The sequence below is a fragment of the Paenibacillus sp. J22FR83 genome (genome assembly GCF_059691955.1).
On record NZ_JCAUAM010000032.1, the window covers coordinates 20,332 to 46,143 of the forward strand.

A 25,812-nucleotide genomic window follows, 5' to 3' on the forward strand; every position below is an offset into this window, starting at 1 on the left:
CCCTATGGCTCTTCCCAAAATTCAACCTTACAGCATGCCAGTAGCAGCTAATTTACCACAAAATAAAGTAACATGGACGCCCGATCCGAAGCGGGCCGTGCTGCTTATTCACGATATGCAGCAATACTTTTTGAATGCTTTTACGTTGGGGGAATCCCCCGTTAATGAGCTGTTGGCTCATATTTATGCACTGCGTGAGCAATGCAGGAAGCTCGGTATTCCTGTTGTCTACACAGCGCAGCCTGATGCTCAAACTCCGGAACAACGCGGTCTGCTCCTTGATTTCTGGGGCACTGGGATTAACGATCATCCGGAACTTAAGCATATCGTACCGGAGTTAGCACCAGAAGAAGGAGATATTGTCCTAACGAAATGGCGGTACAGTGGTTTTCGCAAAACCAATCTGGCCGAGATCATGCAGAACAGCGGCAGGGATCAGCTTATTGTCAGCGGCATTTATGCCCATATCGGCTGCTTGATGACGGCATGTGAGGCGTTTATGCAGGATATACAGCCGTTTTTTGTAGCGGATGCCGTGGCTGATTTCTCATTAGACAATCATCAAATGGCGCTTACTTATGCGGCGCAGCGCTGTGCCGTAACATTGACAACGGAAGATGTGCTCCGTCATTTGGCACTAGCCCCGGCGTCTGCACCTGAAGGAAATTCTCTTCGCATTGAAGAGGTGCGTGAACAGGTGGCGGAACTGATGAATGAATCTCCTGAGAGCTTTTTGTACGAGGAGGATCTCATTAATGAGCGAGGCTTGGACTCCATACGGATAATGAGTTTAGTGGAGCAATGGCGGCGTCTGGGAGCCGATGTGACCTTCGCTCAACTCGCTGAACAGCCTACTTTGACCAGTTGGTGGAAGTTGCTAACATCCAGGTTACAAATCCCTGTGCCGAATCTCGACTATTTTGCTAGAGAATAAGGAGGTTGCTTATATGCTAGTCGCTTCATCGCTGCGTCAGCCCTTGTCGGGTGCGCAATCGGGCATCTGGTATGCCCAACAGCTGGATCCCAGCAACCCCATGTACAATACGGGGGAATATGTCGAGATTGACGGTCCCATCGATCCGGTTACGTTTGAAAATGCGCTGCGCCAAGCCGTACAAGAAGCGGAATCGCTGCATGTCCGATTTGAAGAAGATGGAGAAGGTCCGTGGCAAGTTACGAACGCAAACGCATCTGCTTGGTCTTATGCTTATATCGATCTTAGTCAGCAAATCTCTCCAACACGCACAGCGCGAATATGGATGAATGCAGATCTTGCGAAGCCGTGTGACCTCACGAAAGGGCCTTTATTTACGGAGGCGCTGTTTAAAATAAAAGAAGACCGCTTCATCTGGTATCAACGCATTCATCATATTGTCATCGATGGGTATGGGTTTTCCTTGCTGACGAAGCGCGTAGCGCAGCTCTACACAGCGATGATGAATCATCTTCCCCATACGGAGGGGAGTTTCGGCTCCTGGCAGCTTGTCCTAGAAGAGGATGCTGCGTATCGCCGTTCGGAGAAGGCGCAGAAGGACCGCGAATTCTGGTTGAATCGTTTCGCAGATGAGCCGGATGCGGTCAGTCTTGTAGATCGTTCACCGCGACCTTCGGATCATTTCCTGCGATGCTCCACGGAGTTGTCCTCGTCCGAGGCGAAAAGCTTGCGCAACGCAGCCCAGCAGCACAACGCCGTATGGTCCGATCTTGTTCTTGTTGCGGTTGCCTCGTATTTGCACCGGCTTACAGGCGCATCTGAAATTATTCTAGGACTGCCACTGATGGGAAGATTAGGCTCTGTATCGCTGAACACCCCTGCCATGGTGATGAATATCGTACCGCTTCGATTAACGGTGAGACCTGCGATGCCTATTTCGCAGCTAGTCCAGCAGGTTGTGCGCGAGATTCGTGAGGCTCGGAAGCATCAAGGCTATCGCCATGAGGAACTTCGACGTGAGCTGAAGCGTGTGGCTGACAACCGTCGATTGTTCGGTCCTCTGGTGAATATTATGCCTTTCGATACGAACTTGAATTTCAATGGATCTGCTGGGATCAAAACAAACCTTTCGGCAGGACCTGTAGATGATATAGCGATTAATATATATCTGAAGGCGGATGGCAGCGGTCTACAGGTCGATATGGATGGGAATCCAAAGTTGTATACCCAAGCGGAATTACAGGCGCATCATCAGCGATTCGTGCAATTTCTTAGTCAAATAGCGTCTGCTTCCACGACAGAGCCAATTGGTAGAATTCAGCTTGTTACTGCCCATGAACGAGCAGAAGGACTGACACGCTGGAATCATACAGCACGATCTGTGCCTGCCAAGAGGTCCACGGATTTATTTGAAATCCAGTCGGCCTTGAGTCCATCTAGCCTCGCCATTCTTCATGAAGAAGATACGGTGAATTATGCTGATTTAAATGCGCGTGCTAACCGCCTTGCCCGTCTGCTTATCGCTCAAGGGGCAGGACCGCAAAGCATCGTCGCGCTTGCCTTAACGCGTTCGATTGATCTAATCGTTAGCATGCTTGCTGTACATAAGACAGGTGCTGCTTACTTGCCGCTCGATATTGATTATCCTGCGGATCGTATTGGCTATATGCTCGAGGATGCGCAGGCCCTCGTGACGATTACCAATATAGAAACGTCTAAAGGACTGCCGCAGACGGGTGCCAATCAGGATCAGTTGGTGCTCAATGATGTCGCAACCGTAGAGAAGCTTGCTCATTTTGATGATACAAACCTAACGGATAAGGATCGTCTAGCTACACCGGTCATGTCAGATCCTGCTTATATCTTGTATACGTCAGGCTCCACAGGTAAGCCGAAAGGTGTCGCGATTTCCTACGGGAATCTCACCAATTTCTTATGCGCGATGCAGGAGCAGTTTCAATTAGGAGTGGAAGACCGCTTGCTGGCAGTTACCACGGTTGCTTTTGATATCTCCGTACTCGAAATCTTCCTGCCGTTGTTACATGGCGCACAGCTGATCATGGTTAATAAACGTACAATTCAAGATCCAACGGTTTTATCTAAAATTATACAATCTTCCGGTGCCACCCTGATGCAGGCTACACCGTCACTTTGGCATGCCCTTGTTGAGCAAGCCCCAGAGTCATTGCGTGGCTTACGCATTCTAGTCGGCGGTGAGGCTTTGACTAGCGGATTACTGCGCGATCTTCAAGCGCTCGACTGCCAAGTGACGAATCTTTATGGACCAACGGAAACGACAATCTGGTCCACGCTCATCGCGCTGAGGGAACAGGACACATACAGCAAGCCTCCTATTGGAAGGCCAATTTGGAACACGCAGATGTACATTCTGGATAGCGGATTGCAACCTGTGCCCGCTGGGGTTACCGGCGATTTATATATCGCCGGTGAAGGCTTAGCGATTGGCTATCTGCGCCGTCCCTCGCTGACAGCGGAGCGTTTCGTAGCCGATCCCTATGGCCCGCCAGGAACACGCATGTATCGCACGGGTGATCTTGCCCGCTGGCTGCCGGATGGCACGCTAGATTATTGCGGACGTGCCGATCACCAAATCAAAATCCGAGGATTCCGGATTGAAATCTCGGAAATCGAGACGGTCTTGGCAGACTACCCCAATTTGCTTAAGGTAGCTGTAGTTGTTCGTGAGGAGCAGCCTGGTGATAAACGAATCGTAGCTTATCTTGTTGCAGCTAGCGAAGCAACAGTGGATGCCGCCGCTTTACGTGAGTATATGGCTGCAGGATTACCAGATTACATGGTGCCGTCAGCCTTCGTATTCGTAGCAGAATTGCCGCTGACACCGAATGGCAAGCTGGATCGTAAAGCGCTGCCAGCGCCGCACTACCAAACAAGCTCAACAAGCAGAGCGGCACGTACTCCCCAAGAGGAGATCTTAAGCGAGCTATTCGCTGAGATATTGCGTGTGCCACGGGTTGGCATTGATGATAACTTTTTTGACCTAGGCGGGCATTCCTTACTTGCCGGGCGGCTCATGAGCCGTATTCGTGAAATGATGGGCGTTGAACTTGGCATCGCTAGTCTGTTCGAAGCACCGACCGTAGCCGGTATTGCGAAGCGTATTGATACTGCGGCTGCCGCTAGACCACCTATTCTCCCGGCTGTTCGGACAGCGAAGGCTCCGCTTTCTTTTGCCCAACGTCGATTGTGGTTCTTGAATTGCCTGGAAGGGCCGAGCCCAACGTATAATATACCGCTTGTTGCACGCTTGTCAGGTTTGTTGGATACGTCCATACTGCAAGCTGCCGTACAAGATGTCGTTCGGCGGCACGAAACATTACGTACGATTTTCCCTGAACATAATGGGGAGGCATCGCAGCTTGTTTTGGATGTGGCAGACTGTCCTGTGCAGTTGCACATAGCAACAATCACGGAAGCCGATTTAGCAGGGGAGCTTGCGCTCGCTGTACGTTATGGATTTGACCTAGCTACGGAGCCATCGTTCCGCGTTCATCTGTATCACCTTGGTGTCAATGAACATGTTCTCCTGCTGCTTCTGCATCATATTGTCGGGGATGGCTGGTCGCTTGACCCTCTGACCCGGGATTTATCAGTCGCCTATGAAGCACGAACACGGGATGAAGCGCCTTTCTGGTCGCCTATGCCACTGCAGTATGCGGATTATGCGATATGGCAGGAGCAACTGCTGGGAGATGAAAGTGATCCGGCCAGCTTGATTGCTCGTCAAGTAGACTACTGGCGCCATGCGCTTCAGGATCTGCCTGATCAACTTGAACTGCCTACCGATTATCCGCGTCCAGCTGAGGCGACACATTACGGCGATACAGTAGCTATGCGCATAGATATTGATTTACATGCTAGATTGTTGGATTTAGCTCGTGAGAGTCGTACTAGTTTATTCATGGTTATCCAATCAGGATTAGCGGCACTATTTACAAGATTAGGAGCTGGCACAGATATCCCGTTAGGGAGCCCGATTGCTGGACGTAACGATGATGCGCTGGGTGAATTAGTCGGCTTATTCATTAATACGATTGTGCTTCGGACGGATACGTCAGGTGATCCAAGCTTCCGCGAGCTGCTCGCGCGGGTAAGAGCTGTGAACTTGGCGGCTTACGATCATCAAGATGTGCCATTCGAGCGGTTGGTTGAGATTCTAAATCCTGTTAGATCGAGAGCTAGACATCCCTTATTTCAAGTCATGCTTGCCTTCCAAAATACGCCTGAGCCTGATCTCACCCTCCCAGGTATTGATGCGGAGCTTAGGCTGGATACGGTGGGCAGAGCCAAATTCGACCTCACGATTGAATTCCGTGAACGTCGTGGGGAAGATGGCGCCCCAGCAGGTATTGATGGCTGGTTCGAATACACTAGCGACTTGTACGAACGCGAAACCGTAGAAAATCTCGCTTCTCGTCTACAACTGCTGCTTACGCAAGCTTGGGCAGAGCCAGATAGGCCGATTGGTTTACTGGATATTCTGACCCCGGAGGAACGATTAGCCCGTGTTATGAACATCGCTCAGATAGGCGAAGAAAGAACTGCTTCTTCTGCTCTTGTAGTAGAGCTGTTCGAGGCACAGGTACAACAGCATGCTGATGCGGTGGCTGTCAGTTATGAAGGGGAGTCGCTCACTTATGCCGAGTTGAACCTACAGGCGAATCAACTCGCCCACTACTTGATTGCAAAAGGTGTTGGGCCTGAGCAAATCGTTGGTTTACTTCTTCCGAGGTCAACGTTGATGCTAGTCGGTGTGCTCGCTGTATTGAAAGCAGGAGCGGGTTACTTACCATTAGACCCGGATTATCCCATGGATCGCTTGGCTTTCATGTTGGAAGATACCCAGCCCGCATGTGTGATCGGTTGTATGGAGACGGCTGCTATTCTAAGCGGAGAGGAAGTTATGATCGTTGATGAACCGCAAATGAGTGAGGTTCTCAGCCGCTATCTCGAGTTCAATCCAACCGACAGCGATCGTTTAGCGCCGTTATCACCGGATCATGTAGCCTATATCATTTATACCTCTGGCTCGACAGGGAAGCCCAAAGGCGTTGTCATTCCGCATAGCAATGTCGTGAGATTGTTCAGTTCGACGGAGCACTGGTTCCAATTTGATGCAAAGGATACATGGACGTTATTTCATTCGTATGCGTTCGATTTCTCTGTATGGGAAATGTGGGGAGCCTTGCTGTACGGGGGACGTCTTGTCGTGGTTCCACACCGAATTACGCGTTCGCCAGAGGAGTTCTTGAAGTTGCTGTGCGAGGAACAGGTTACTGTGCTCAATCAGACACCTTCAGCGTTCTACCAGCTCATGCAGGCGGACAAAGAAAATCCACAACAAGGGCAAGACTTGGCGCTTCGTTATGTTATTTTTGGCGGAGAAGCCTTAGATCTGGGCCATTTGAAGGACTGGTACGAACGGCATGAGGATCATGCACCTACACTCATCAATATGTATGGCATTACGGAAACAACAGTTCATGTCAGCTACAATCCGATTACGCGCGAAATGACAGAGAGTAAAGCGAACAGCCTCATCGGTGGCGCCATTCCTGATCTGGGTGTCTATGTGCTGGATGCGTATTTACAGCATGTGCCTCCTGGTGTAACAGGTGAAATGTATGTAGCTGGTGCTGGCCTTGCGCGCGGGTACTTGAACCGTCCTGGCTTGACGGCTGATCGCTTCCTGGCAGATCCCTATGGAGCTCCAGGTACACGCATGTATCGGACGGGCGATTTGGCGCGCTGGCGTAAGGATGGGACGTTCGATTATATCGGACGCATTGATCATCAGGTGAAAATCCGTGGATTCCGTATCGAATTAGGTGAAATTGAAGCTGTCATCGCACAGCAGAATGATGTATTGCAAGCTGTGGTCATCGTTCGAGAGGATACGCCTGGGGATAAAAGGCTAGTCGCTTACGTCATCCCGAACTCGCAGGTTGAGCTAGACATGATGGCGCTGCGTCATCAGGTGGGGATGGCGTTGCCGAGCTACATGGTGCCGTCAGCTTTCGTAGAAATAGCGGAGCTTCCCCTCACGGTGAACGGTAAACTCGACCGCAAGGCGCTGCCTGCGCCAGACTTCTCCTTGTCTGCGGTAGGCAGAGGGCCTCGTACACCGCAAGAGGAAATTCTTTGTGATCTATACGCGGAGACGTTAGGTCTGCCGAGAGTCGGCATTGACGATGGTTTCTTTGATCTAGGAGGCCACTCATTGCTGGCTGTTAAGCTTATGAGCGGGATACGTGAAGCATTGGGCGTATCGTTGAGCATCGGCACTTTGTTCGAAGCGCCTACCGTTGCTGGCTTAGCCATGCGTTTGGAGGGCGGTGGCAGTGAAGGAGCACTGGAGGTGCTGCTGCCATTGCGAACGAGCGGCAAACGCTCGCCGTTGTTCTGTATCCACCCGGCAGGCGGACTAAGCTGGTGTTATGCCGGCTTGATGAAGTCGCTAGGACCTGACTACCCGATCTACGGGCTGCAAGCCCGAGGTATTGCGAGACCAGAGCCGCTTCCTAGCGATTTGCAGGCCATGGCAGCGGATTATATCGCACATATCCGCTCGGTTCAAAAACATGGCCCCTATTATTTGCTGGGGTGGTCACTTGGCGGCAATGTCGCCCATGCTGTTGCTTCTCTCCTACAAGGAGAGGGCGAGGAAATTGCGCTGCTGGTCATGCTCGATGCGTTCCCGAGCCACTTCCTGCCGCTGCGTGAAGGACCGGATGAGGCGGAAGCGCTCATCGCGTTGCTGGCGCTCGGCGGATACGACCCCGACAGCTTGGGGGATAAACCGCTGGATATGGCAGCGGCTGTGGAGATTTTGCGCAGTGATGGCAGTGCATTAGCAAGCTTGGAGCCTTCCGTGATCATGAGTTTGAAGGAAACTTATGTGAACTCGGTGCGGATTTTGGCCACGTATCGACCTGGGAACTTTGCTGGCGATTTATTGTTCGTGCATTCTACCGTGATTCCGGATTGGTTCGAGCCCATTGCGCCGGATACGTGGAAGACTTATATTGACGGCGAGATCGAGCAGTATGATTTGGCTTGCCGGCATAAGGATTTGTGTCAGCCCGGGCCTTTGGCTGAAATTGGTCATATTTTATCCGGCAAATTAGAGGAAATATATCGGATTAAAGAGGAGGAGAGATCATCCCATGAGTAACCCGTTCGAAGAGAGAGACGACGCGTTTGTCGTGTTGATTAATGAATTAGGCCAGTATTCGCTCTGGCCGGCTTTTGCCCTTGTACCCGCAGGGTGGACGGAAGTGTTTGCCCAAGATAGGGAAGCATGCTTAGCCTACATTGAGCAACATTGGACGGATATGCGTCCACAGCCTGCGGTAGCTGGAGGAAGAGGATGACGGAGTCTAAGATTCTAAGTCCCAGGACCGTGATTCGGATAGTCTACGTAGCGGCAATGTTCTTGGTAGCCATGGATGCAACGATTGTAAATGTCGCGTTGTTATCCATCTGTGAAGAGCTTCAAATCTCACCAACAGCTGCAGGAACAGTGAATATTGGTTATCTTGTCTCTGTAGCGTTGGTGTTGCCGATGGCAGGATGGCTGGGGGATCGTTTCGGCGGTAAACGTATGTTGATGATCGCGATAACACTGTTTACGGTCGCATCGGTCTGCTGCGGCTTCGCTTCAAGCCTAGGAGAGTTAATACTCTTCCGTATTCTGCAAGGGATGGGCGGCGGCTTGATTGCGCCTGTTGGGATGGCGATGCTGTTCAGAGCCTTCCCACCACAGGAGAGAGCGAACATCTCACGTTCCTTAATACTGCCTATTGCGGTCGCGCCGGCGGTTGGTCCAATTGTAAGTGGTTTTTTCGTAGAACAGTTAACTTGGCGATGGTGCTTTTATATTAATATTCCGATAGGCATTATTGCTATTATACTTGGGGTAATTTGGCTAAAAGATCACTCAAAACAAGCGGTCGGCAAGCTAGATCTGCCAGGATTTCTGCTCAGCGCGCCAGGGTTCGCGATGGTGATTTATGCGCTGAGCCAAGGGACAACGCGTGGCTGGAGTTCCCCGGCGATCGTCGTCACGGGGCTGATCGGCTTGATTTTCCTGGCTGCGCTGGTCTTTGTTGAACTTCGGACGACGCAGCCCATGCTTCAGTTGCGATTGTTTGCGGATCGCCTGTATCGTACGACAGGGTTAATCGCGCTCTGTACCGCAGCGGGGCTGCTCGGCATGCTCTATATTTTCCCGCTGATGTATCAGGATGTGTTTAAAGCGTCTGCGCTGCATACCGGCTTGACGACATTTCCTGAGGCGCTGGGCCTCATGGCCGCGTCTCAGCTTATGCCTTGGTCGGCAAGGAAGCTTGGCCCTCGCCGAATTATCCAAATCGCGCTATTATGCGCGATGGTCGTCTTCGCTTTGCTCTGCCTGGTGAGCGCCGACACGAACCCGTGGCTCGTCCGTGGGCTGCTGCTCAGCGGCGGCCTGACGTTGGGGCATACGGTCGGAGCGATACAGCTCCTGGCCTTTGCCCGGATTGAGCCGCCCCAGATGGGGCAGGCGGCGACGCTCTTTCAGGTGCAGAACCGGCTAGGTTCTGCGCTAGGCGTTGCCTTGCTCGGCAGCCTGCTGGCTGCCGTGTCAGCAGCTACGGCGGATGCCGCTGCTGTTGGCGCCGCCAGCGAGGCGACCAGCCGAGTGGCGTATCAGGTCGCGCTGCTTGGCGCGGCCGGGTTCCTTCTTGTAGCGTGGGGATTCTCCCTCACGCTGCGGGAGAAGGACACCGCTGGCGTGCAGTACAAGAAGCCCGCGGTGTCTAGCGCACCGAAAGATAAGGCAACGGTTAGCGTCTAGCTAATGCCTTCTAAGCGTGTCAGTATCTTTACCTTAAAAGCTCCGAGTTCCTGCAAATGTGCGGGTTTTCGGAGCTTTTTTGGGGTCATCAAATGTGTTGGTGCAGCGAACGTAGGCTGTGTTAGACTAAGTTGGTAAAGATTACATTTGGAGGATGACTGAACATGGGCAGCGACATCGTAACTTCGCTCAAACACTATCATTTACTACTCGATTCCTCTGAGGATACAGAGCCCGTCAGGGAATATAGGCTGGACGATGAGCAAGGGATCACAGAGCTGCTGGAACAATTCACACAGCAAATCGGCGCCCCCAATCGTAAAGTAGCGAGTTCTTTGTTCGTTAAGCGGTACAGCCATTTCATTACAGGTGCATGGGACGCTTGGGTACGCTATGGACGTTGTTTGAATGTATTTCCTAGTAATGTTGTGATTTCTCTTAAAAACAAACATCTGTATTACCGCCTGCTGTTTCCGTACTCGCTGGAGAATGGGGCGGGAAGTAGACCTTATGCTGTGGAAAGAGAGAACTATGTGTGCCATCTATTTATGGATCATGCCTTTCCTTTTGTGAAGCAAATCGTGGACTGGAGCGGGATCGATGACCAAATATTATGGGCTACGATCTCTTATAATTTGATTTATTATCGTGATGAATGGTGCGCAGAAGCTGAAGCATCTTCGGAGAAAACGTATATCGAGGACAACTTCCGGTATTTACTAGTCGAAGCGGATTCTGCGCAGGTGTTCGGTGGCAGGGTGAACCCTTTAATGGCCGAATTCCGCTGCGTAGATATACCGGGAGTTGACGAGGAGAAGATTATGATCCGCTCCAAATGCTGTCTCCATTTCCGCATGCCGGGCGAAGATAATTATTGTTACACGTGTCCTACGATTCGAGATGAGCGTAGAATTGATAAGTACTTTGCGCATATGGCGCACCATCATGGATAGGATGGGACTGTTCCCAAAGACAAGCATGAGGAAAGGGAACTGCTGGTTCAAATAGATGGAGAAACGCCCATGACGACTACCGACGTCACCCCCAAGAATGAAAATATGTTCTTATTTTCGTATAAAAATCCAGTTAGATTGCGGAGCGGCACTCGGTGTTTCTAGTGCGCTGCGTGATAAAGCTCCCCAATTCTGCAAACGTGCAGGACTCGGGGAGCTTTTTTAGCTGCCTGATCACAAAGGATAATTGCTTAACGACTCGTTTGCCTCTTCACAGGTATCCAAATCTCACTGCGGAACGTAGGTGAAGTCGTGTCTTTATCTGCATTCCACAACATCTCGGGTCCAGCGACTTGTTCATAGCCAGAGGAAGGGAACCATTCGGAGTAGATGCGTCCCCAGATATTTTGCAGCGTTTCTGGGAACGGTCCGATGGATTCGAAAACCGCCCATGTCGAGGCAGCCACGTCGAGTTTTGTGAGATTATCAGGACACGGATTCGTTGTGGCGATGCCAATATAGTGGTCCAGATCACCCTTTTCCTCCATACGGCCCTCGGAGAAGTTAGTAGAGGCACTAACCAGACCAAGGGGTTCGACATTGGAGAGTTGTTTAAGGGTGTTAATTATGTCCATAGTTAAACTTTGCCACATGGCGGCAATTTCAGGATTAACGCCGTTAAAGACGATAGGAACCCTTTTGTAAAGACCTACAATGGTGAAGGCCTCTTTTTCCTCGATGCGATAGTTCATTTCATTTCCCCCTTGAATGGTGATTTGGAAGGTCATAGGCGGATAGGATTTCAATGATTGCCCATTGAGTCTGGCTTCTGACGGTGTGATGCCATGTAAATGTTGAAAAGAGCGCGTGAATGAATCGGGTGAGTTATATCCGTATTTGAGAGCGATATCAATGACTTTGACCTGACTATCTCGCAGCTCAAAAGCGGCGAGGCTCAGCCGTCTACGGCGGATATACTCGGATAATGGAATGCCCGCTAGAAAGGAAAACATCCGCTTGAAATGATATTCCGAGCATAGGGCTAGTCGTGCAACTTCCTTCGTGTCGATCGTGTCCGTCAGGTTGTCTTCGACGTACTTGAGGGCACTGTTCATATTTTTAAGCAAATCCATCGTTCTGACCTCCTATATCCATAGAATAGCAGTTATTGTAGCTAGTTATCCGACATTTCGTGCACAAGTTTGCAGGACGTAGAGAGTGGAGAAGCAGATGCGGTGGAGATTATGATAAACTAAGGGGGATCGCATTATAGAATAATGAGGGATACCATGTATCGAATCATGATGGTTGAGGACGATGAGAAAATTAGGCGGATTGTCGCCGATACGTTGATAAAGTGGCAGTACGATGTGGTGGAAGTGACCCAGTTTGACCAGGTTCTAAAGGAGTTTCAGCAGACCGAGCCACACCTCGTTCTATTGGATATTAATCTGCCGGTGTTTGACGGTTTCTACTGGTGCCAGCAGATACGTGCAGTATCCAAAGTGCCGATTATTTTCCTATCTTCGAGAACGCAGAATATGGATGTCATTATGGCGATCAATATGGGTGGGGATGATTTTATTCAGAAGCCCTTTGATTTGGATATCCTCGTCGCCAAAGTCAGTGCGCTGATTCGCCGGAAGTATACGTATCAGGAAGATGAGAGTCTTCGCTTCATGCACCGAGGTTTGAAACTGCATGTAACGAATTCCACCATGGAATATCAGGGACAAGTGACGGAGTTAAGCCGGAATGAATTCATCCTTTTACAACTCATCATGCGCAATATCGGGAAGATTGTATCCCGCGAAGACATGATGCAGGTCTTATGGAATGAAGAGCAGTTCGTGGATGATAACACGTTGACTGTGAACGTAAACCGGATGCGTAGGAAAATCGCTGCGCTTGGGCTTGAGGACTTCATTGTTACCAGGAAAGGAATGGGGTATTTGATCGAATGACCTTCTTTCGGTATCTCGCTTACGAGAAGTCTTATATGTATCTCTATCTGGCTGGGTTTCTGATCCCGGCGGGTGTATTTTATACCTATAGCGATCGTGGTGACTGGATGTGGGGCACCTTCTTCTATGCCTTCGCCTTGTCCGCTATGGTGTTACTGGGATTCTTACTATTTCGCTACCAACAGCACGTACGTGTGATTCGAAAGATGAGAAGTGGGGATTATGAGAGTTTGTCCCTGGAAGGCGAATTCGCCCAACTGTACATCGAAGAGCTCAATAAGCAGCATATTCACGAAATGAATCAAGTACAAGAGAGACAGCATGAGCATTATGATTTTATCGTTTCTTGGTTCCATGAGATCAAAACACCGATTGCGGTTCTGCGTTTACTTCAACAAACCGATATGGACGCTGCTAGCCTAAGGGAAGAGATTGCGAAGATTGAAAATTACGTCGATCAAGCGCTCTATTACGCTAAGCTGGATAGTTTTAATCAGGATTACGCGATTCAAAATTGTGATGTTATTCAGATTTCGAAAGAGATTGTGAAGTCGCATTCGAAAACTTTTTTCTCCAAAAAAATTCGCATTGGGCTCCAAGCAGAAACGCTTGTCGTTCAAAGTGATCCGAAATGGCTGCAGTTTATTATCAATCAGCTTGTGACAAATAGTTTGAAATATACGGAGCCTGGCGGGGAAATTACGATTTCTATAACAGAGACCCCCCAAGAGAAGCAGTTGCTGATTCGGGACAGTGGCATCGGCATAAGTCCCAAAGATCTTCCGCGAATCTTTAATCGCGGCTTTACGGGAGAAACAGGGCGGACGTATATAAAGTCGACGGGAATGGGTTTATATTTGGCTCAGCAATTATCGAACAAACTCGGCCATTACATTGACTGCACGTCGGAGACCGCTGTATATACGCAATTTATCGTTCATTTTCCTAAAGACGACGATCCTTATTTCACGCGACAAAAAACACACCATGCGTAAACTCATCGTGTGTTTTTTTCGTTGATAATTTTGAAATAAATAGATGTTGATGATACGTAAAAGATGAGATAGGTTAGCACATAGAGGCCCATGACAGAAAAAATAATCGTCGTCAAGGCAGGTAAATCTTTGATGATGAGGATGACCGTGTAGTATAACAGATACCAACTGTGCAGCAATCCAAGTAAGAGCGGCGGTAAAAAGACGAATAGCAATTGTTTCCAAATAATCTGTTTCATTTCTTTGTCGTCTACACCCATTTTCCGTAAAATCGCATAGTGTTCACGCGCTTCTGTAGCTTCGCGCAGTTGTTTAAAGTAAATGACGCTGGCTAAAGCAAACAACGCAATGGCGGCGAAAAAAGCGACAGAGAACAATAGTAAAGAGGACGACTCAATATCAATGGCGTACATATCGATAAAGGCTGAATAATAGGATCCTTCTGTTCGCATAACAATATCGTATATTTGTCTTGAGACGTCGTTGGATGTTTTCGGATCTTCGATTTTATAAATCTCATAAGAAGATATCGTATGATTTACTTTCAGTTGCTCGAACGCCTCGTCAGAAATAACGAGAACAGAAGGTTGATGTTCGGAACCTCCACTAGCATCCGTAGGGATACTCAACAACGGGAATCGTATTCTTTTAATAACTTGGAATGTATGATCTCCTAAGACGGTCAGTTCAGGCGGCGGACTTTGATAGGTTGTCGGTGCATCTATGCCTCTTGTTAGAACAATAGCCTCATCGCCTTGTACATCGACTTTTTCACCAACGCCGCGTAAATCAACAATCGCATTGAGCTGCGCTTCAGGGAAAATGGTAAATTCCTCTGTGTAATAGTTGGGGTAGTCAAGAAACAATGTGCGATTTGCAACTTTTTCCGTTTGAATGCCAGTAATTGTCTCGTGAGCAATAATGGGATGGGACTCATTCATGATGTTTTCAATTTGTTGGAGAGTTCTGTTGTCTTGTGATGAAAAGATGATATCGTTCGGGTATTCTTTTCGGACAACATCAGCTTTCACCGCGTAATCTACAGCAATAAATCCAACTGCAAAGATGATAACGGCACTTATCAGTGAGTTAAACGTAAAGTTTACTGCATTCCCTCGTATTGAAAAACGAAGAGAGGAAATCCATAACATTTTGTTGCCATGATAGTAATGTTTACTTTGACTCATTTTTTGTAATAGCCAACCCGAGAACTGGCGGAAAAATAAATAGGTTCCAACAATCAATGCTACGGTTGTAGCCATTAAAGTTTCTTTGAAATAGTCTTTCCATATGTTTGAACTTCCACCTAAGGTAATCGTGTAATAGGACGCGATAATTAATAGGATGGAGAATATCGCCAGCGGCATAGAGAATGTAAGTGGTTTGTCCATTTTTTCTTTAGCGTGAAACAATTCAACGATCTGCATGCGGCGGACGTTCACATAACTTTGTAGCGTAATAATGCCGATTAATAAAGCGAATAACAGTATCGTTGAGATGACGGCTTCAAGAGGAAAAGAGAAAGAAATGTCATCCTTATAATGCATTAAGTTCATTAATATTTTACCGAAAAATTTCGAAAGCAATCCGCCGATGAATATACCGCTGGTAACAGAAATGGTGCTTAGCAATAAAGTTTCGTAAAAGACCATTGCGGCAACTTGTCTTTCTTTCATGCCATAAAGGATATACATACCGAATTCTTTTTTTCGCTGTTTCATAAAAAATGAGTTCGCATACAAAATGAAGAACACAATGAACATAAAAACAATCATAGAGGCAACAAAAATAATGGTTGTATAGTTTTCTTTATTTTGAATGGCAGTGACAACATCCTCGTTAAACATTAACCCCGAAAAGGTAAAGTAAATGATAACCCCGACAAGCATGGAAATGAAATATATGGCATACAAACGGAAGTTCCGCTTCATATTCCTCCATGATAAATCGAACAAACTCATCGCCGGTCGCCCCCTATGGCACTTTGAATCGTCAGGATGCGGTCGAAGAATTCTTTTTCGGATTGTTCTCCTTTGAACATTTCATTAACAATTTTACCATCCCGGAGAAATATGACGCGTCGACAGTAACTAGCTGCATACGGATCGTGCGTAATCATCAGAACGGTCGTCTCAAAAGTATGATTGAGCGATTGAATTTGCTCCAGCAACTGGGTAGCAGATCGCGAATCAAGCGCTCCCGTGGGCTCATCGGCGAACACAATCGCTGGATTCGTAATGATTGCACGTGCAGCAGCCGTGCGCTGCTTTTGGCCGCCAGAAATTTCGGACGGATACTGATGCAAGATCGATGCCATATTTAGCGCTTCAATTAATGTCGTTAATCGCTGCTCCATCTCAGCAATAGGCGTTTTTTGTAGCGCGAGGGGGAGCAAAATATTCTCTTTGACCGTTAAGGTATCTAGTAAGTTGTAATCTTGAAATAGAAATCCCATTCGTTTCTGACGGAATTGCCGGAGATCTTTCTTTTTCAAATCTAACAGCGATTTTCCCTCGATCCAGACCTCTCCGCCCGTAAAAGCGTCAATCGTAGAGAGCATATTCATCAATGTCGTCTTCCCTGAGCCAGATGGCCCCATAATAGCCGTGAACTCCCCTTGATGAATCGTTAAATCAATATTTTTAATAACTTGTGTTTTGCCATACGATTTGGATAAATTCTTGGTTTGAATAACTGTAGTCATGGTTTCGTCCTCCTTCTCTAGCTTACTATACCGATTAAAGGGTGCTTCAACCATCGATATATCATGATCTAAAGTGACGTTTTTGTCATCTTGCAAGAAGGAAGAAGAAACAACGATTCTCTACTCATTTATTCAAGCTGCCTAGAGGTCTACAATAGGAAACGATCAACAAACCTAAAGGCAGGAACAGCCCCATCGTTAAGGCAAATGGAGGCCATATATTGGATGCGAAATCTCGGAAATAGATGATGTTAGGGTAGACGAGGAAGGCGAGTGCAAACAGGATAAGTGCGCTTGGCACGATGAAAGGACGATAGGTACGCAAGCCCAGGATCTGCTGCATTCCAATCAGTGAGCTGTAGAAGCAAATGACGAGTTTGAAATAGATGGTAACAAACCAGATGATTGCGACCAATACTTCAATCCGTTGGATGAATCCGCCGACATGTATTTTTTTCGCTAATGTGTAACTGGGAAACGTATGTCGAGAGGTGAAGTCCCAGCCAAGCACGAGGATGCATAAAGCAGTGATGGTAAAAATAATAATTCCTCCCATAAATCCCGCTTGAATAAATCCTTTACCCTTCTTCATTTTCGTATAAATGGCCGGGTAGATCACAAGAAAGACGACCATTTCTAGATAAGGAATGGAAAGAACGGACAAGCTTCCGTGAATAATGGCTTTGGTACTTGCTTCTAGTATGGGGGGAACACGATCTATTTTAATTTGCGGGATCAGAAAGCCGATCAACACCCCAATGCACAACAGAACCCAAGGAAGGAAGATCTCGCCAGCACGTGCAATCACTTCTAAACCCAGCACAGCTCCGAGCATAATAATCAGCAGAAACACAAAGTGAATAACTTGAATAGGTGTCTCCGGCATGATAATGGTGGTAATAAAGTCACCAACATTGCGAAGTACCAACGAAGCTGTGATCAGAATAAATAGATAGAAGAGGATGCTGATCCCTTTGCCTAACCATTTTCCTAAGATCAACTCGTTATAGACCATTAAGGAATCATTCGGGTATCGGTTACCTAGTGTAGCATAGAGGAATAACACTCCTCCCCCCATTGCGATACCAAAAGCTGCGGACAACCACCCGTCTTGATGGGCAAAAGCCGTAAGAACAGATGGGACGATGATAATCGTACTTCCTAGGCTGAAGAGAAGAACTAATATTTTAAATTGACGCAGGCTGATTTTCTCATGTATAAACATCGTTAACTCCTTTGACTTACAGCTACGTGAGCAGGGTTGTAATCATTTTCCCCATGGGTCTGAATAAGTAAGCAATCAGCTCTAATGGATTGAGCAAGAGGATCTGTAGGCTTACAGCCATGCTCACTAGGGCAGAAATGCTGAGTGTTATGAGAAAGACCCAAAGTTCTTTGTATTGCTTCTTTTTTCGTAGGCGAGGGACTTGAACCTTCATTGTCCAAAGCGAGACCAGAACAATCACAGCACTCCAAATCATAGGTATTCACTCCATTTTATCAATAAAAGATTCAACAACTGAGCCTGTACGACGGATTTTGGACTCTACTGTCACATCAACAGGAAGATGGGGAAAGACTTCGTCCCAGTTATCTTTCATAAGATGCCATTGCTTATAATTAGCACGATGAATGGCGGAGCCGAATCCGAAAATATCGGACTTGTAGGACTTCGCTTTAGCTATGGCGTCTAGAATCGTCGCCTTAATTTCTTCATTTAGCTGATCTTCAATGGCTTGTATCGTCTCGGTGGAATTTAAATTTAATTGACAAGCGATCTCGCCGATATTCGCCTCAACGCGTAAATTGACGAAGATCCGAGGTTGGTTATCTACGAATTTTGCTCTTAGTTTGGCCCTCGTGCTCATCAGTTCTATGGACATATCACCTTTCGATTGTTGACAAGGAAGAGGAACAACCGTGCTTCTAATATTATTGATGGCGTAGTTATACCCTTTACTTTCCCGATCCGTTAACCATCCAACAAACTCATCATGATGGAAAACGCCAAGGCCCTTATATTCCAACGTGGCAGGAGGAAGAACAGAACTTAAATTCTCGCGGGACTTCGCTTTATTTAGATCCCCTTTGATATGAATACTCGAGAGTACAGGATCTTTGCCTGCATCCACTAAATCGTAAATAAGTTGGTGCAAGTCAACATTTGTCGTAACTCCCCAATTTTTCTCGGAGGAGATGAGGGAAGAATAGAGCTTATTCGCTGGAATTTTCTCAAGCGGTGTCAATACCTGCAAGATATCATTGGCAGTAGCATTTCTAGCTAATAAAATATTGAAGTCCGAGCGCAGCTCGTGATCTCTGGACAAGAGATCGAGAACCTTGGCAATACCTTCTTTCGCTACCTCTTCTCCAATAACGAGAATCCGTAGATGAGAAGAAAGAATTTTACGAGGTGAGCTTGTTGTCAACTTGCGGAATGACTCGAAAATCGTACTCCCGCTGCTTAGCTGAAGTGTCACTACGGGCATTCGTTGACTTCCGCCCTTCGATGACGTGATTTCATCGGTATTGAGTAATTGAACCGAAATATTATAGCTGTCCCCTTTTTTATCAATACCAATAGCAGTCGCGATGGAAATTTGGTCAAGTTCCTTTCGGTTCCAACACCCCGTTACGAGTAACACGATGAGGATAAGCAGTACAGCTCGTTTAATCATTGGTGTGAATCACCTTCCCCAGCTTAGGCTGATCTCGCTTAAGATTCTGGTTTCTGTGGGGGGTTATAGGACTGTTTCTGTCTATTGTTCGAACTAATGTAACTTGGACGCTTCAATAAAGCCCAGTGCGGGAAGCGAATGACATTATCTTTCTGATCTTCCACGCTGTAAGGAGCGAAGGGTGCTAAGTAAGGAATACCAAAAGACCGGAGGCTGCATAAATGCAGAACCAGGGCAATAATGCCGATAAGTATCCCATACAGTCCTAGAGAAGCAGCAAGTATCATCAGGATGAAACGGATCATTCGAATGGAAATCCCCAAATTATAGGATGGGATAATGAAGGTAGAGATGGCTGTAATTGCGACAATAATGACCATGGCAGGTCCTACTAATCCAGCTTCTACAGCTGCTTGTCCAATGACTAGCGCACCAACAATGGAGACGGCTTGTCCAATGGTGCGTGGCATTCGGATGCCAGCTTCCCGTAGAATTTCAAACGTGACTTCCATTAACATGGCTTCAATAAAAGCAGGAAATGGAATTCCTTCCCGATGTGCAGCAATATTAATGAGCAATGTTGTTGGAATCATTTCTTGGTGAAAAGTCGTCACTGCTATATAAGCAGCAGGAGCCAGTAAGGCTATCATCAGCGATACATATCGGAGGATACGAATCAATGAGGAGATATCTGCCCGATGGTAAGAATCTTCCGCCGCTTGCATAAAGTGCGTGAATACAGCAGGTACAATGAGGACAAAGGGTGTGCCATCTACTAGGATGGCGATTCGTCCCTCTAGCAGTGCTGCGGCAACCACATCAGGTCGCTCTGTGTTAAACACGGTAGGGAATGGCGTATAGGCTTCATCCTGAATCAGTTCTTCGATGTATCCACTCTCAAGTATCCCATCGATATCAATCCGTGCCATACGGGTACGTACTTCCTCTACCACGGCGTCTTCTACAAGCCCTTTGATGTACATCGTAGCCACATCGGTCTGGGTTACACGACCAATCTGTCGGGTCTCCATCCATAGATGGGGATCTTTGATTTTTCGGCGAATCAACGCTGTGTTGGTGCGCAACGTCTCTGAAAATCCTTCACGCGGTCCCCTGACAACGGTCTGTGAGGAGGGTTCTGTGACCCCGCGATCTTTCCATTCCCGTGTACTCGCGCAAATGCCTTCATTATAACCATCCACGAGGATGACCGTATCGCCAGATAAAACCATATGATAGAGCGTTTTAAAGTCAGATGTACCTGTGATCTCACCTGATTTCAATAAGTATTCTTTCAAGAGGGATAACGGTGGCAGGTCATCAAGTTGCGGTAGAAGGACGTCTCCGGATCGATAGTCGATAAATAAGGAATCTAAAATGTCTTTCACATTTGCAAGACCATCCATATACACGATGGCACCCTTGCAGGGGGGATTGGATGGAATCGTCATCCTTCGAATAACGAGATCGGTGCTATGACCTAGACCTTCTTCAATTGTGAGCAGGGTCTCTTCCAGGTTATCCGACATGGTGAGAATGGGATTGCGAATGTCTTCGCTACTTGCTGGATCCGGTTGGTATTTTTGTTTCAGTAATTTTTGCATGAAGGAGAAGATGGAGTTCTTCATGAGCATACCACCCTGATTTGTTTTTGTTACTATTGCCGAAAAATGGGTATTTCACTCATGTTTTTTCTTTTGCACCTCCAGATGTAGTAGAATAGAGCCACAGCAATAAGAAGGGGAGTCAAATCGTGACGACAAGAAGCTTTAACGATTTTCAATTAAGTGAGGATATTACGCGTGCGCTAACCACACTGGGTTACACGCAGCCGACAGACGTGCAGCATAAGGTGATTCCAATCGCGCTGCAAGAACGTGACTTGACTGTGAAATCTCGTACGGGGAGCGGGAAAACAGCCGCATTCGGCATACCGATCTGCGAGCTGGTGGAGTGGGAAGAGAATAGGCCGCAGGCACTCATCTTGACACCAACGCGGGAGCTTGCCGATCAAGTGAAGCAGGATATGACCAACATTGGCCGCTTTAAGCGGATTAAGGCGGTTGCTCTGTACGGGAAGCAGCCTTTCGCCAAGCAGAAGATAGAGCTGCACCAGAAATGTCACGTAGTCGTGGGTACACCAGGACGCGTGCTGGATCATATTCAGAAAGGGACGCTGGATGTAGAGCGGTTGCGGTATTTGGTTATTGACGAAGCTGATGAAATGCTGCGGATGGGGTTCATAGAGCAGGTGGGCGCGATCATTGATGAGCTGCCGACGGATCGGATGACGATGCTTTTCTCAGCAACGTTGCCTAAAGATGTCGAAGCGTTGTGTCATCAATACCTGCGGGAGCCGATCGATATCGAGATCGAGACGCCGGAAGCCGCGAAGGTTCAGATCGAGCACTCTCTCATCATGGTGCGGGAGAACGAGAAGTGGCCATTGCTTCAGAATGTGCTGGTGATGGAGAATCCGGAGAACTGCATTATTTTCTGCCGGACACAAGAGCATGTTGATAAGCTCTTCTCGCAGCTTGATCAGTTGGACTTCCCGTGTGACAAAATTCACGGCGGCATGGTGCAGGATGATCGATTCCTCGTCATGAATGCCTTCAAGCGCGGAGAGTTCCGATTCCTCGTGGCGACGGATGTCGCGGCGCGTGGGATCGATGTGGAGGACATCACGCATGTCATCAACTACGACCTTCCGATGGAGAAGGAGAGCTACGTTCACCGGATCGGACGGACAGGACGAGCTGGCAAGACGGGCAAGGCGATCACCTTCGTAACACCGCACGAGGACAAGTTCCTTGCGGATATCGAGGGCTATCTAGGCTTCGAGATTCCCCGCCGGGATGCGCCTGATTCGGAGGAGGTTGCCGCGAAGCGAGCTGCTTTCGATCAGAAGATGCAGGCCACGCCTGTCATCAAGCGGGATCGCAGTGACCAGTTGAACAAGGGCATCATGAAGCTCTATTTTAACGGGGGCAAAAAGAAAAAGATTCGCGCCGTCGACTTTGTCGGCACCCTCGCCAAGATCGAAGGTGTCACCGTGGAGGACATCGGTATCATCACGATTCAAGATAATGTGTCGTACGTCGACATTTTGAATGGCAAAGGACCGATGGTGCTCAAAATCATGAGAAACACAACCATCAAGGGGAAATTGCTGAAGGTGCATGAAGCAAATAAGTGAGTTGGTGAAACCAGGGGGCCGTTGGCGCTCTGGTTTTTTGTTGTGGGGCTGTAACGGTGATTTTCACCGTTAACAAGCCGGCCACATGTTCCACTTTTAATAGAAATGGTCGCTGCAGGTTAAAATATTACTCGAAAGGGTCAAATCTGTGACTTATCCATGGAGCACACACAAGGTAGACTATAGAAAACACGACATGGGGTGAATTTCATGGCTAACCATATACAATCGCAAGCAGGCAGTATCCCTCAAACTAAAGTGAAGCCTAAGACATCCAAACAGCAAATTCGAGAGAATTTGGCGGGATATCTTTTTGTTAGTCCCATGATCCTCGGCTTATTCGTATTCACGTTGTTTCCAATCATCGCATCTTTCTTCTTGAGTTTTACCGATTGGAACTTTGTTGCCGGGTTCTCGAAGGTGAAATTCCTAGGGCTGGACAACTTTATCAAACTCATTCACGATAGTGTCTTCCTCCTATCACTCAAAAATAACATGATTCTGTTGGTCGTTGTGCCGATAACCCTCATTGTTTCATTGGTTTTGGCGGTGCTGATTGATAAGCAAGTGTATTTCAAAGGCGTTTTTAAAGTAATTTACTTTATTCCTTATATCTCTAGTGTTGTAGCAGTAGCGATCGTTTTCCAAGTACTCTTTCATCCTACGTACGGACCGATTAATCAAACGTTGATGGACTGGGGCTTTGCGAATCCGCCGAAATGGCTTGCCGATCCTGACTACGCTTTGTATTGTGTAATGGGCCTTATGGTTTGGATCAACATCGGGTATAACATGATTATTTTCATGGCAGGGCTGCAATCCATTCCCAAAGATCTATACGAAGCCGCTGATATTGATGGCGCATCGAAATTCAAACAATTTTACAGCATTACCGTGCCGTTACTGTCACCAACGACATTCTTCTTGCTCGTATCCGGTATCATTGGAACATTTAAAGTATTTGATGTCATCTCCGTTCTTACGAATGGTGGACCAGCGAATTCAACGAGTGTGGTTGTGTACCGTTTGTATGAAACAGCGTTCGTCAATCTGCAATCCGGCTATGCTTCTGCAATGGCGATTGTGCTTCTAGTACTCGTTCTCTTGATTACATTAATTCAGTGGTTCGGCCAACGTAAATGGGTCAACTATTAAACTAGAATGGAGGTTCCCACATGGATAACAAAACAAGTCTCAAAAAGATTATTATAACGATTCTGATGGCCCTCTTCGGGATCCTGTTCATGACTCCCTTCCTATGGATGATATCCGCTTCCATGAAGCCCGAGCTGGACGTTTTCGTCTTCCCGATCCAATGGATTCCGAAACATTTTAATCTGATTGAAAATTATAAAACGGTATGGACGACGAAATTCCCCTTATACTATTGGAATTCGATTAAGGTTTCTGTGATCACAACAGCATTATCCGTTCTGTTCTCATCCATGGCAGCTTATGCCTTCTCTAAAATTAAGTTCCGTGGTTCAAATGTTCTCTTTGTTCTCGTTCTCGCTATCTATATGATTCCAAATCAGGCGATTCTCGTGCCACAATTTCTTCTGCTTCGTTCCATGCACCTGTACGATACACATCTAGGGCTTATTCTTTTAGGATCTTTTAGCGTACTGGGTACATTCATGCTGCGTCAGTTCTATCTTGGTATCCATGATGAGTATATGGAGTCTGCAAGGATTGATGGCGCTGGCCATGCTCGTATTTTCTGGACGATCTGTACACCGCTTGTGCGTCCTGCGATTGCAACGTATGCGATACTGCGCTTTATCTGGACCTGGAATGATTACCAGAATCCGCTTATTTTCTTAAGAGACAAGTCGCTGTTCACACTTCCGTTAGGGATTCATTCCTTTGCTGATTTAAATGGTGAGTTCTACTCCTTGATCATGGCTGCATCCGTTTCTGCGATCTTGCCTTTGTTGATTATCTTCATCATTGGACAGAAGCAAGTTATCGAAGGAATCTCCATGGGTGGGGTGAAAGGTTAAACGCTAGGTACAAGCAAGATGTCAAAATAAGAGTGCATGAGGTTAAAATATTGCCTCGTGTGCTCGAATGAAGTTTGTTACGATTCGTGATGTAAAGGTTTTCAGTCATCGCAACATATACAAATATCTTCTTGGAGGGGTTCATATGAAAAAGAGTTTACTCGTATTAAGCGGCGTTCTAGCTATCAGTGCTGCACTTGCAGGTTGTGGAAGCAAAAGCGAAGATAAACCAGCAGAAACGTCTGGCGGTGCAGCAACTTCGGGAACAAAAGCACCTGTTACAATTAAAGTACAAGGTTGGTACACAGAAGCACAAGGGAATTGGAACAAAACAGTTGAAGCCTATAATGCAACTCACCCGAACGTTAAAGTCGTTTACGAGAGCATGTCCGAGAAAGGTGATTCCCAGGAAGGCATGAAAAAGCTTGATCTACTAGCAGCTTCCGGCGAGCAAATGGACGTTGTGATGTACTCCAGTGCGTCTGACTTCGCACAACGTGTAGGTGCAGGGATTCTTGAGCCGCTAGATGAGTATTTGAAAAAAGATAACATTGTAGTTAAAGACGAGTATAAACTTGATCCAGTCGTTAACGGCAAATATTATGCTTTGCCTGGTAAAATGATCGAGTGGTTCGTTCTTTTGAACAAAGATAAATTAGATGCGGCTAAGCTTCCAGTTCCGACTGAATGGACTTGGAATGACTACGCGGAATATGCGAAGAAAATGACTTCAGGTGAAGGCGCAGCAAAACAGTATGGCTCCTATTTCCATAACTGGAAAGACTATGCGCTACTTGCTCTGAACAACAACATGGAAAATCCTTACCTAGTGAAGCCAGACGGTACAGAAAACATTGATAACCCGCAAGTTCGCTTCTCCTTGAACCTACGTAACCAAATGGAAAACGTGGATAAATCGTCGGTTCCTTACTTCGAAGTTGTTTCCCAAAAGATGGCTTACCGTGACGTGTTCTACGCAGGTAAAACAGCGATGCTAGCAACAGGTAACTGGATGGTTGGTGAACTTGCACTAAATGCTAAGTTCAACACAGTATTTGCTCCATATCCGAAATATGATGCAAAAGATACAAATGGTTTGACTGAAGTAGGCGCTGACTTCATGGGTGTAGCTGCAAACTCCAAGAACAAACAAGCAGCTTATGACTTCGTGAAATGGTACACAACAGAAGGTATTCAAACACAAGGTCTGTTCTTCTCCGGTTGGAAAAAAGCAGATATTAACAAAAACGTAGACGCAATCCTTGCAAGCGGTAAGCCAGATCAAGTTAAGTTCATCGACAAAACTTCCTTGCTGTCCACTTTGAAAGTGAACAAATCAACGAAATTGGTTGTTCCACCAACTTACGCGTTGCAACAAGAGAAAGAATACACAACGCAAGTTGAGTTGTTCTTAACAGGCAAGCAAGATCTAGAGAAAACAATTGCAACATCGAAAGCTAAAATTGAAGAAATCAGAAAAAGTAATGCCAAGTAATCAGTAACG

The 25,812-nt window shown here is 47.2% G+C and carries 18 protein-coding genes; 11 read left to right on the forward strand and 7 right to left on the reverse strand.

Going from position 1 to position 25,812, the window contains the following annotated elements; genetic code table 11:
* The first annotated feature begins 4 nt into the window (after positions 1 to 4).
* The 5 genes from AC58PV_RS33830 to AC58PV_RS33850 all read left to right on the forward strand — a co-directional run bounded on the left by AC58PV_RS33830 (position 5) and on the right by AC58PV_RS33850 (position 10,765).
* Positions 5 to 934 (forward strand): isochorismatase family protein, encoded by a 930-nt coding sequence (locus AC58PV_RS33830; protein ID WP_497437385.1) that lies wholly within the window; start codon positions 5 to 7, stop codon positions 932 to 934.
* A 13-nt stretch (positions 935 to 947) separates the two neighbouring features.
* Positions 948 to 8,147 (forward strand): amino acid adenylation domain-containing protein, encoded by a 7,200-nt coding sequence (locus tag AC58PV_RS33835; RefSeq protein ID WP_497437386.1) that lies wholly within the window; start codon positions 948 to 950, stop codon positions 8,145 to 8,147.
* The gene (locus AC58PV_RS33840) at positions 8,140 to 8,346 is read left to right on the forward strand and encodes an MbtH family protein (RefSeq protein WP_497437388.1); all 207 of its coding nucleotides are present in this window, start codon (positions 8,140 to 8,142) and stop codon (positions 8,344 to 8,346) included. The genes AC58PV_RS33835 and AC58PV_RS33840 overlap by 8 nt, the downstream gene beginning before the upstream one ends.
* Positions 8,343 to 9,812 (forward strand): DHA2 family efflux MFS transporter permease subunit, encoded by a 1,470-nt coding sequence (locus tag AC58PV_RS33845; protein WP_497437389.1) that lies wholly within the window; start codon positions 8,343 to 8,345, stop codon positions 9,810 to 9,812. The genes AC58PV_RS33840 and AC58PV_RS33845 overlap by 4 nt, the downstream gene beginning before the upstream one ends.
* A gap of 164 nt (positions 9,813 to 9,976) precedes the next feature.
* Entirely contained in the window at positions 9,977 to 10,765 is a 789-nt protein-coding gene (locus AC58PV_RS33850; RefSeq protein ID WP_497437390.1) for a hypothetical protein, read from the forward strand.
* Between the two features lie 251 nt (positions 10,766 to 11,016).
* On the opposite strand, the gene AC58PV_RS33855 is transcribed toward AC58PV_RS33850, so the two are convergent.
* Entirely contained in the window at positions 11,017 to 11,898 is an 882-nt protein-coding gene (locus AC58PV_RS33855; protein WP_497437391.1) for an AraC family transcriptional regulator, read from the reverse strand.
* Positions 11,899 to 12,054: 156 nt separating this feature from the next.
* Between AC58PV_RS33855 and AC58PV_RS33860 the strand changes: the two genes are divergently transcribed.
* Positions 12,055 to 12,729 carry a response regulator transcription factor gene (locus tag AC58PV_RS33860; protein WP_497437393.1) on the forward strand — a complete coding sequence of 225 codons (675 nt, stop codon included), beginning with the start codon at positions 12,055 to 12,057 and terminating at the stop codon, positions 12,727 to 12,729.
* Positions 12,726 to 13,724 carry a sensor histidine kinase gene (locus AC58PV_RS33865; protein ID WP_497437394.1) on the forward strand — a complete coding sequence of 333 codons (999 nt, stop codon included), beginning with the start codon at positions 12,726 to 12,728 and terminating at the stop codon, positions 13,722 to 13,724. Before AC58PV_RS33860 ends, AC58PV_RS33865 begins: the two co-directional genes overlap by 4 nt.
* 2 nt (positions 13,725 to 13,726) lie before the next feature.
* Here AC58PV_RS33865 and AC58PV_RS33870 read toward each other — a convergent pair whose 3' ends face one another.
* From AC58PV_RS33870 to AC58PV_RS33895, 6 genes are all read right to left on the reverse strand, one after another.
* Positions 13,727 to 15,685 (reverse strand): FtsX-like permease family protein, encoded by a 1,959-nt coding sequence (locus AC58PV_RS33870; protein ID WP_497437395.1) that lies wholly within the window; start codon positions 15,683 to 15,685, stop codon positions 13,727 to 13,729.
* Positions 15,682 to 16,428, reverse strand: coding sequence for an ABC transporter ATP-binding protein (locus AC58PV_RS33875; RefSeq protein ID WP_497437397.1), 747 nt, complete (start codon positions 16,426 to 16,428; stop codon positions 15,682 to 15,684). Before AC58PV_RS33875 ends, AC58PV_RS33870 begins: the two co-directional genes overlap by 4 nt.
* A gap of 124 nt (positions 16,429 to 16,552) precedes the next feature.
* Positions 16,553 to 17,653, reverse strand: a complete 1,101-nt coding sequence (locus AC58PV_RS33880; protein ID WP_497437398.1) for a GerAB/ArcD/ProY family transporter — start codon at positions 17,651 to 17,653, stop codon at positions 16,553 to 16,555.
* Between the two features lie 22 nt (positions 17,654 to 17,675).
* Positions 17,676 to 17,909: a hypothetical protein gene (locus tag AC58PV_RS33885; RefSeq protein WP_497437400.1), complete on the reverse strand. Its 234-nt coding sequence runs from the start codon at positions 17,907 to 17,909 to the stop codon at positions 17,676 to 17,678.
* A 6-nt stretch (positions 17,910 to 17,915) separates the two neighbouring features.
* On the reverse strand, positions 17,916 to 19,106 hold the full coding sequence (locus tag AC58PV_RS33890; protein ID WP_497437401.1) for a Ger(x)C family spore germination protein: 1,191 nt from the start codon (positions 19,104 to 19,106) through the stop codon (positions 17,916 to 17,918).
* Positions 19,107 to 19,144: 38 nt separating this feature from the next.
* Complete coding sequence (locus AC58PV_RS33895) at positions 19,145 to 20,734, reverse strand: spore germination protein (protein ID WP_497437403.1); 1,590 nt, start codon at positions 20,732 to 20,734, stop codon at positions 19,145 to 19,147.
* A gap of 125 nt (positions 20,735 to 20,859) precedes the next feature.
* Here AC58PV_RS33895 and AC58PV_RS33900 point away from each other — a divergent pair, with 125 nt between their 5' ends.
* The 4 genes from AC58PV_RS33900 (at position 20,860) to AC58PV_RS33915 (ending at position 25,803) form a co-directional block, all read left to right on the forward strand.
* Positions 20,860 to 22,305 (forward strand): DEAD/DEAH box helicase, encoded by a 1,446-nt coding sequence (locus AC58PV_RS33900; protein WP_497437404.1) that lies wholly within the window; start codon positions 20,860 to 20,862, stop codon positions 22,303 to 22,305.
* A 210-nt stretch (positions 22,306 to 22,515) separates the two neighbouring features.
* Positions 22,516 to 23,460, forward strand: a complete 945-nt coding sequence (locus AC58PV_RS33905) for a carbohydrate ABC transporter permease (RefSeq protein ID WP_497437405.1) — start codon at positions 22,516 to 22,518, stop codon at positions 23,458 to 23,460.
* 20 nt (positions 23,461 to 23,480) lie between these two features.
* On the forward strand, positions 23,481 to 24,308 hold the full coding sequence (locus AC58PV_RS33910; protein WP_497437407.1) for a carbohydrate ABC transporter permease: 828 nt from the start codon (positions 23,481 to 23,483) through the stop codon (positions 24,306 to 24,308).
* A gap of 145 nt (positions 24,309 to 24,453) precedes the next feature.
* Entirely contained in the window at positions 24,454 to 25,803 is a 1,350-nt protein-coding gene (locus AC58PV_RS33915) for an ABC transporter substrate-binding protein (protein WP_497437408.1), read from the forward strand.
* The last annotated feature ends 9 nt before the right edge of the window (positions 25,804 to 25,812 follow it).

Excerpts from the sequence above, each read along its gene's own strand:
- AC58PV_RS33830 (WP_497437385.1), top strand. The coding sequence starts at position 5 with ATGGCTCTTCCCAAAATTCAACCTTACAGCATGCCAGTAGCAGCTAAT.
- AC58PV_RS33835 (WP_497437386.1), top strand. The coding sequence starts at position 948 with ATGCTAGTCGCTTCATCGCTGCGTCAGCCCTTGTCGGGTGCGCAATCG.
- AC58PV_RS33840 (WP_497437388.1), top strand. The coding sequence starts at position 8,140 with ATGAGTAACCCGTTCGAAGAGAGAGACGACGCGTTTGTCGTGTTGATT.
- AC58PV_RS33845 (WP_497437389.1), top strand. The coding sequence starts at position 8,343 with ATGACGGAGTCTAAGATTCTAAGTCCCAGGACCGTGATTCGGATAGTC.
- AC58PV_RS33850 (WP_497437390.1), top strand. The coding sequence starts at position 9,977 with ATGGGCAGCGACATCGTAACTTCGCTCAAACACTATCATTTACTACTC.
- AC58PV_RS33855 (WP_497437391.1), bottom strand. The coding sequence starts at position 11,898 with ATGGATTTGCTTAAAAATATGAACAGTGCCCTCAAGTACGTCGAAGAC.
- AC58PV_RS33860 (WP_497437393.1), top strand. The coding sequence starts at position 12,055 with ATGTATCGAATCATGATGGTTGAGGACGATGAGAAAATTAGGCGGATT.
- AC58PV_RS33865 (WP_497437394.1), top strand. The coding sequence starts at position 12,726 with ATGACCTTCTTTCGGTATCTCGCTTACGAGAAGTCTTATATGTATCTC.
- AC58PV_RS33870 (WP_497437395.1), bottom strand. The coding sequence starts at position 15,685 with ATGAGTTTGTTCGATTTATCATGGAGGAATATGAAGCGGAACTTCCGT.
- AC58PV_RS33875 (WP_497437397.1), bottom strand. The coding sequence starts at position 16,428 with ATGACTACAGTTATTCAAACCAAGAATTTATCCAAATCGTATGGCAAA.
- AC58PV_RS33880 (WP_497437398.1), bottom strand. The coding sequence starts at position 17,653 with ATGTTTATACATGAGAAAATCAGCCTGCGTCAATTTAAAATATTAGTT.
- AC58PV_RS33885 (WP_497437400.1), bottom strand. The coding sequence starts at position 17,909 with ATGATTTGGAGTGCTGTGATTGTTCTGGTCTCGCTTTGGACAATGAAG.
- AC58PV_RS33890 (WP_497437401.1), bottom strand. The coding sequence starts at position 19,106 with ATGATTAAACGAGCTGTACTGCTTATCCTCATCGTGTTACTCGTAACG.
- AC58PV_RS33895 (WP_497437403.1), bottom strand. The coding sequence starts at position 20,734 with ATGAAGAACTCCATCTTCTCCTTCATGCAAAAATTACTGAAACAAAAA.
- AC58PV_RS33905 (WP_497437405.1), top strand. The coding sequence starts at position 22,516 with ATGGCTAACCATATACAATCGCAAGCAGGCAGTATCCCTCAAACTAAA.
- AC58PV_RS33910 (WP_497437407.1), top strand. The coding sequence starts at position 23,481 with ATGGATAACAAAACAAGTCTCAAAAAGATTATTATAACGATTCTGATG.
- AC58PV_RS33915 (WP_497437408.1), top strand. The coding sequence starts at position 24,454 with ATGAAAAAGAGTTTACTCGTATTAAGCGGCGTTCTAGCTATCAGTGCT.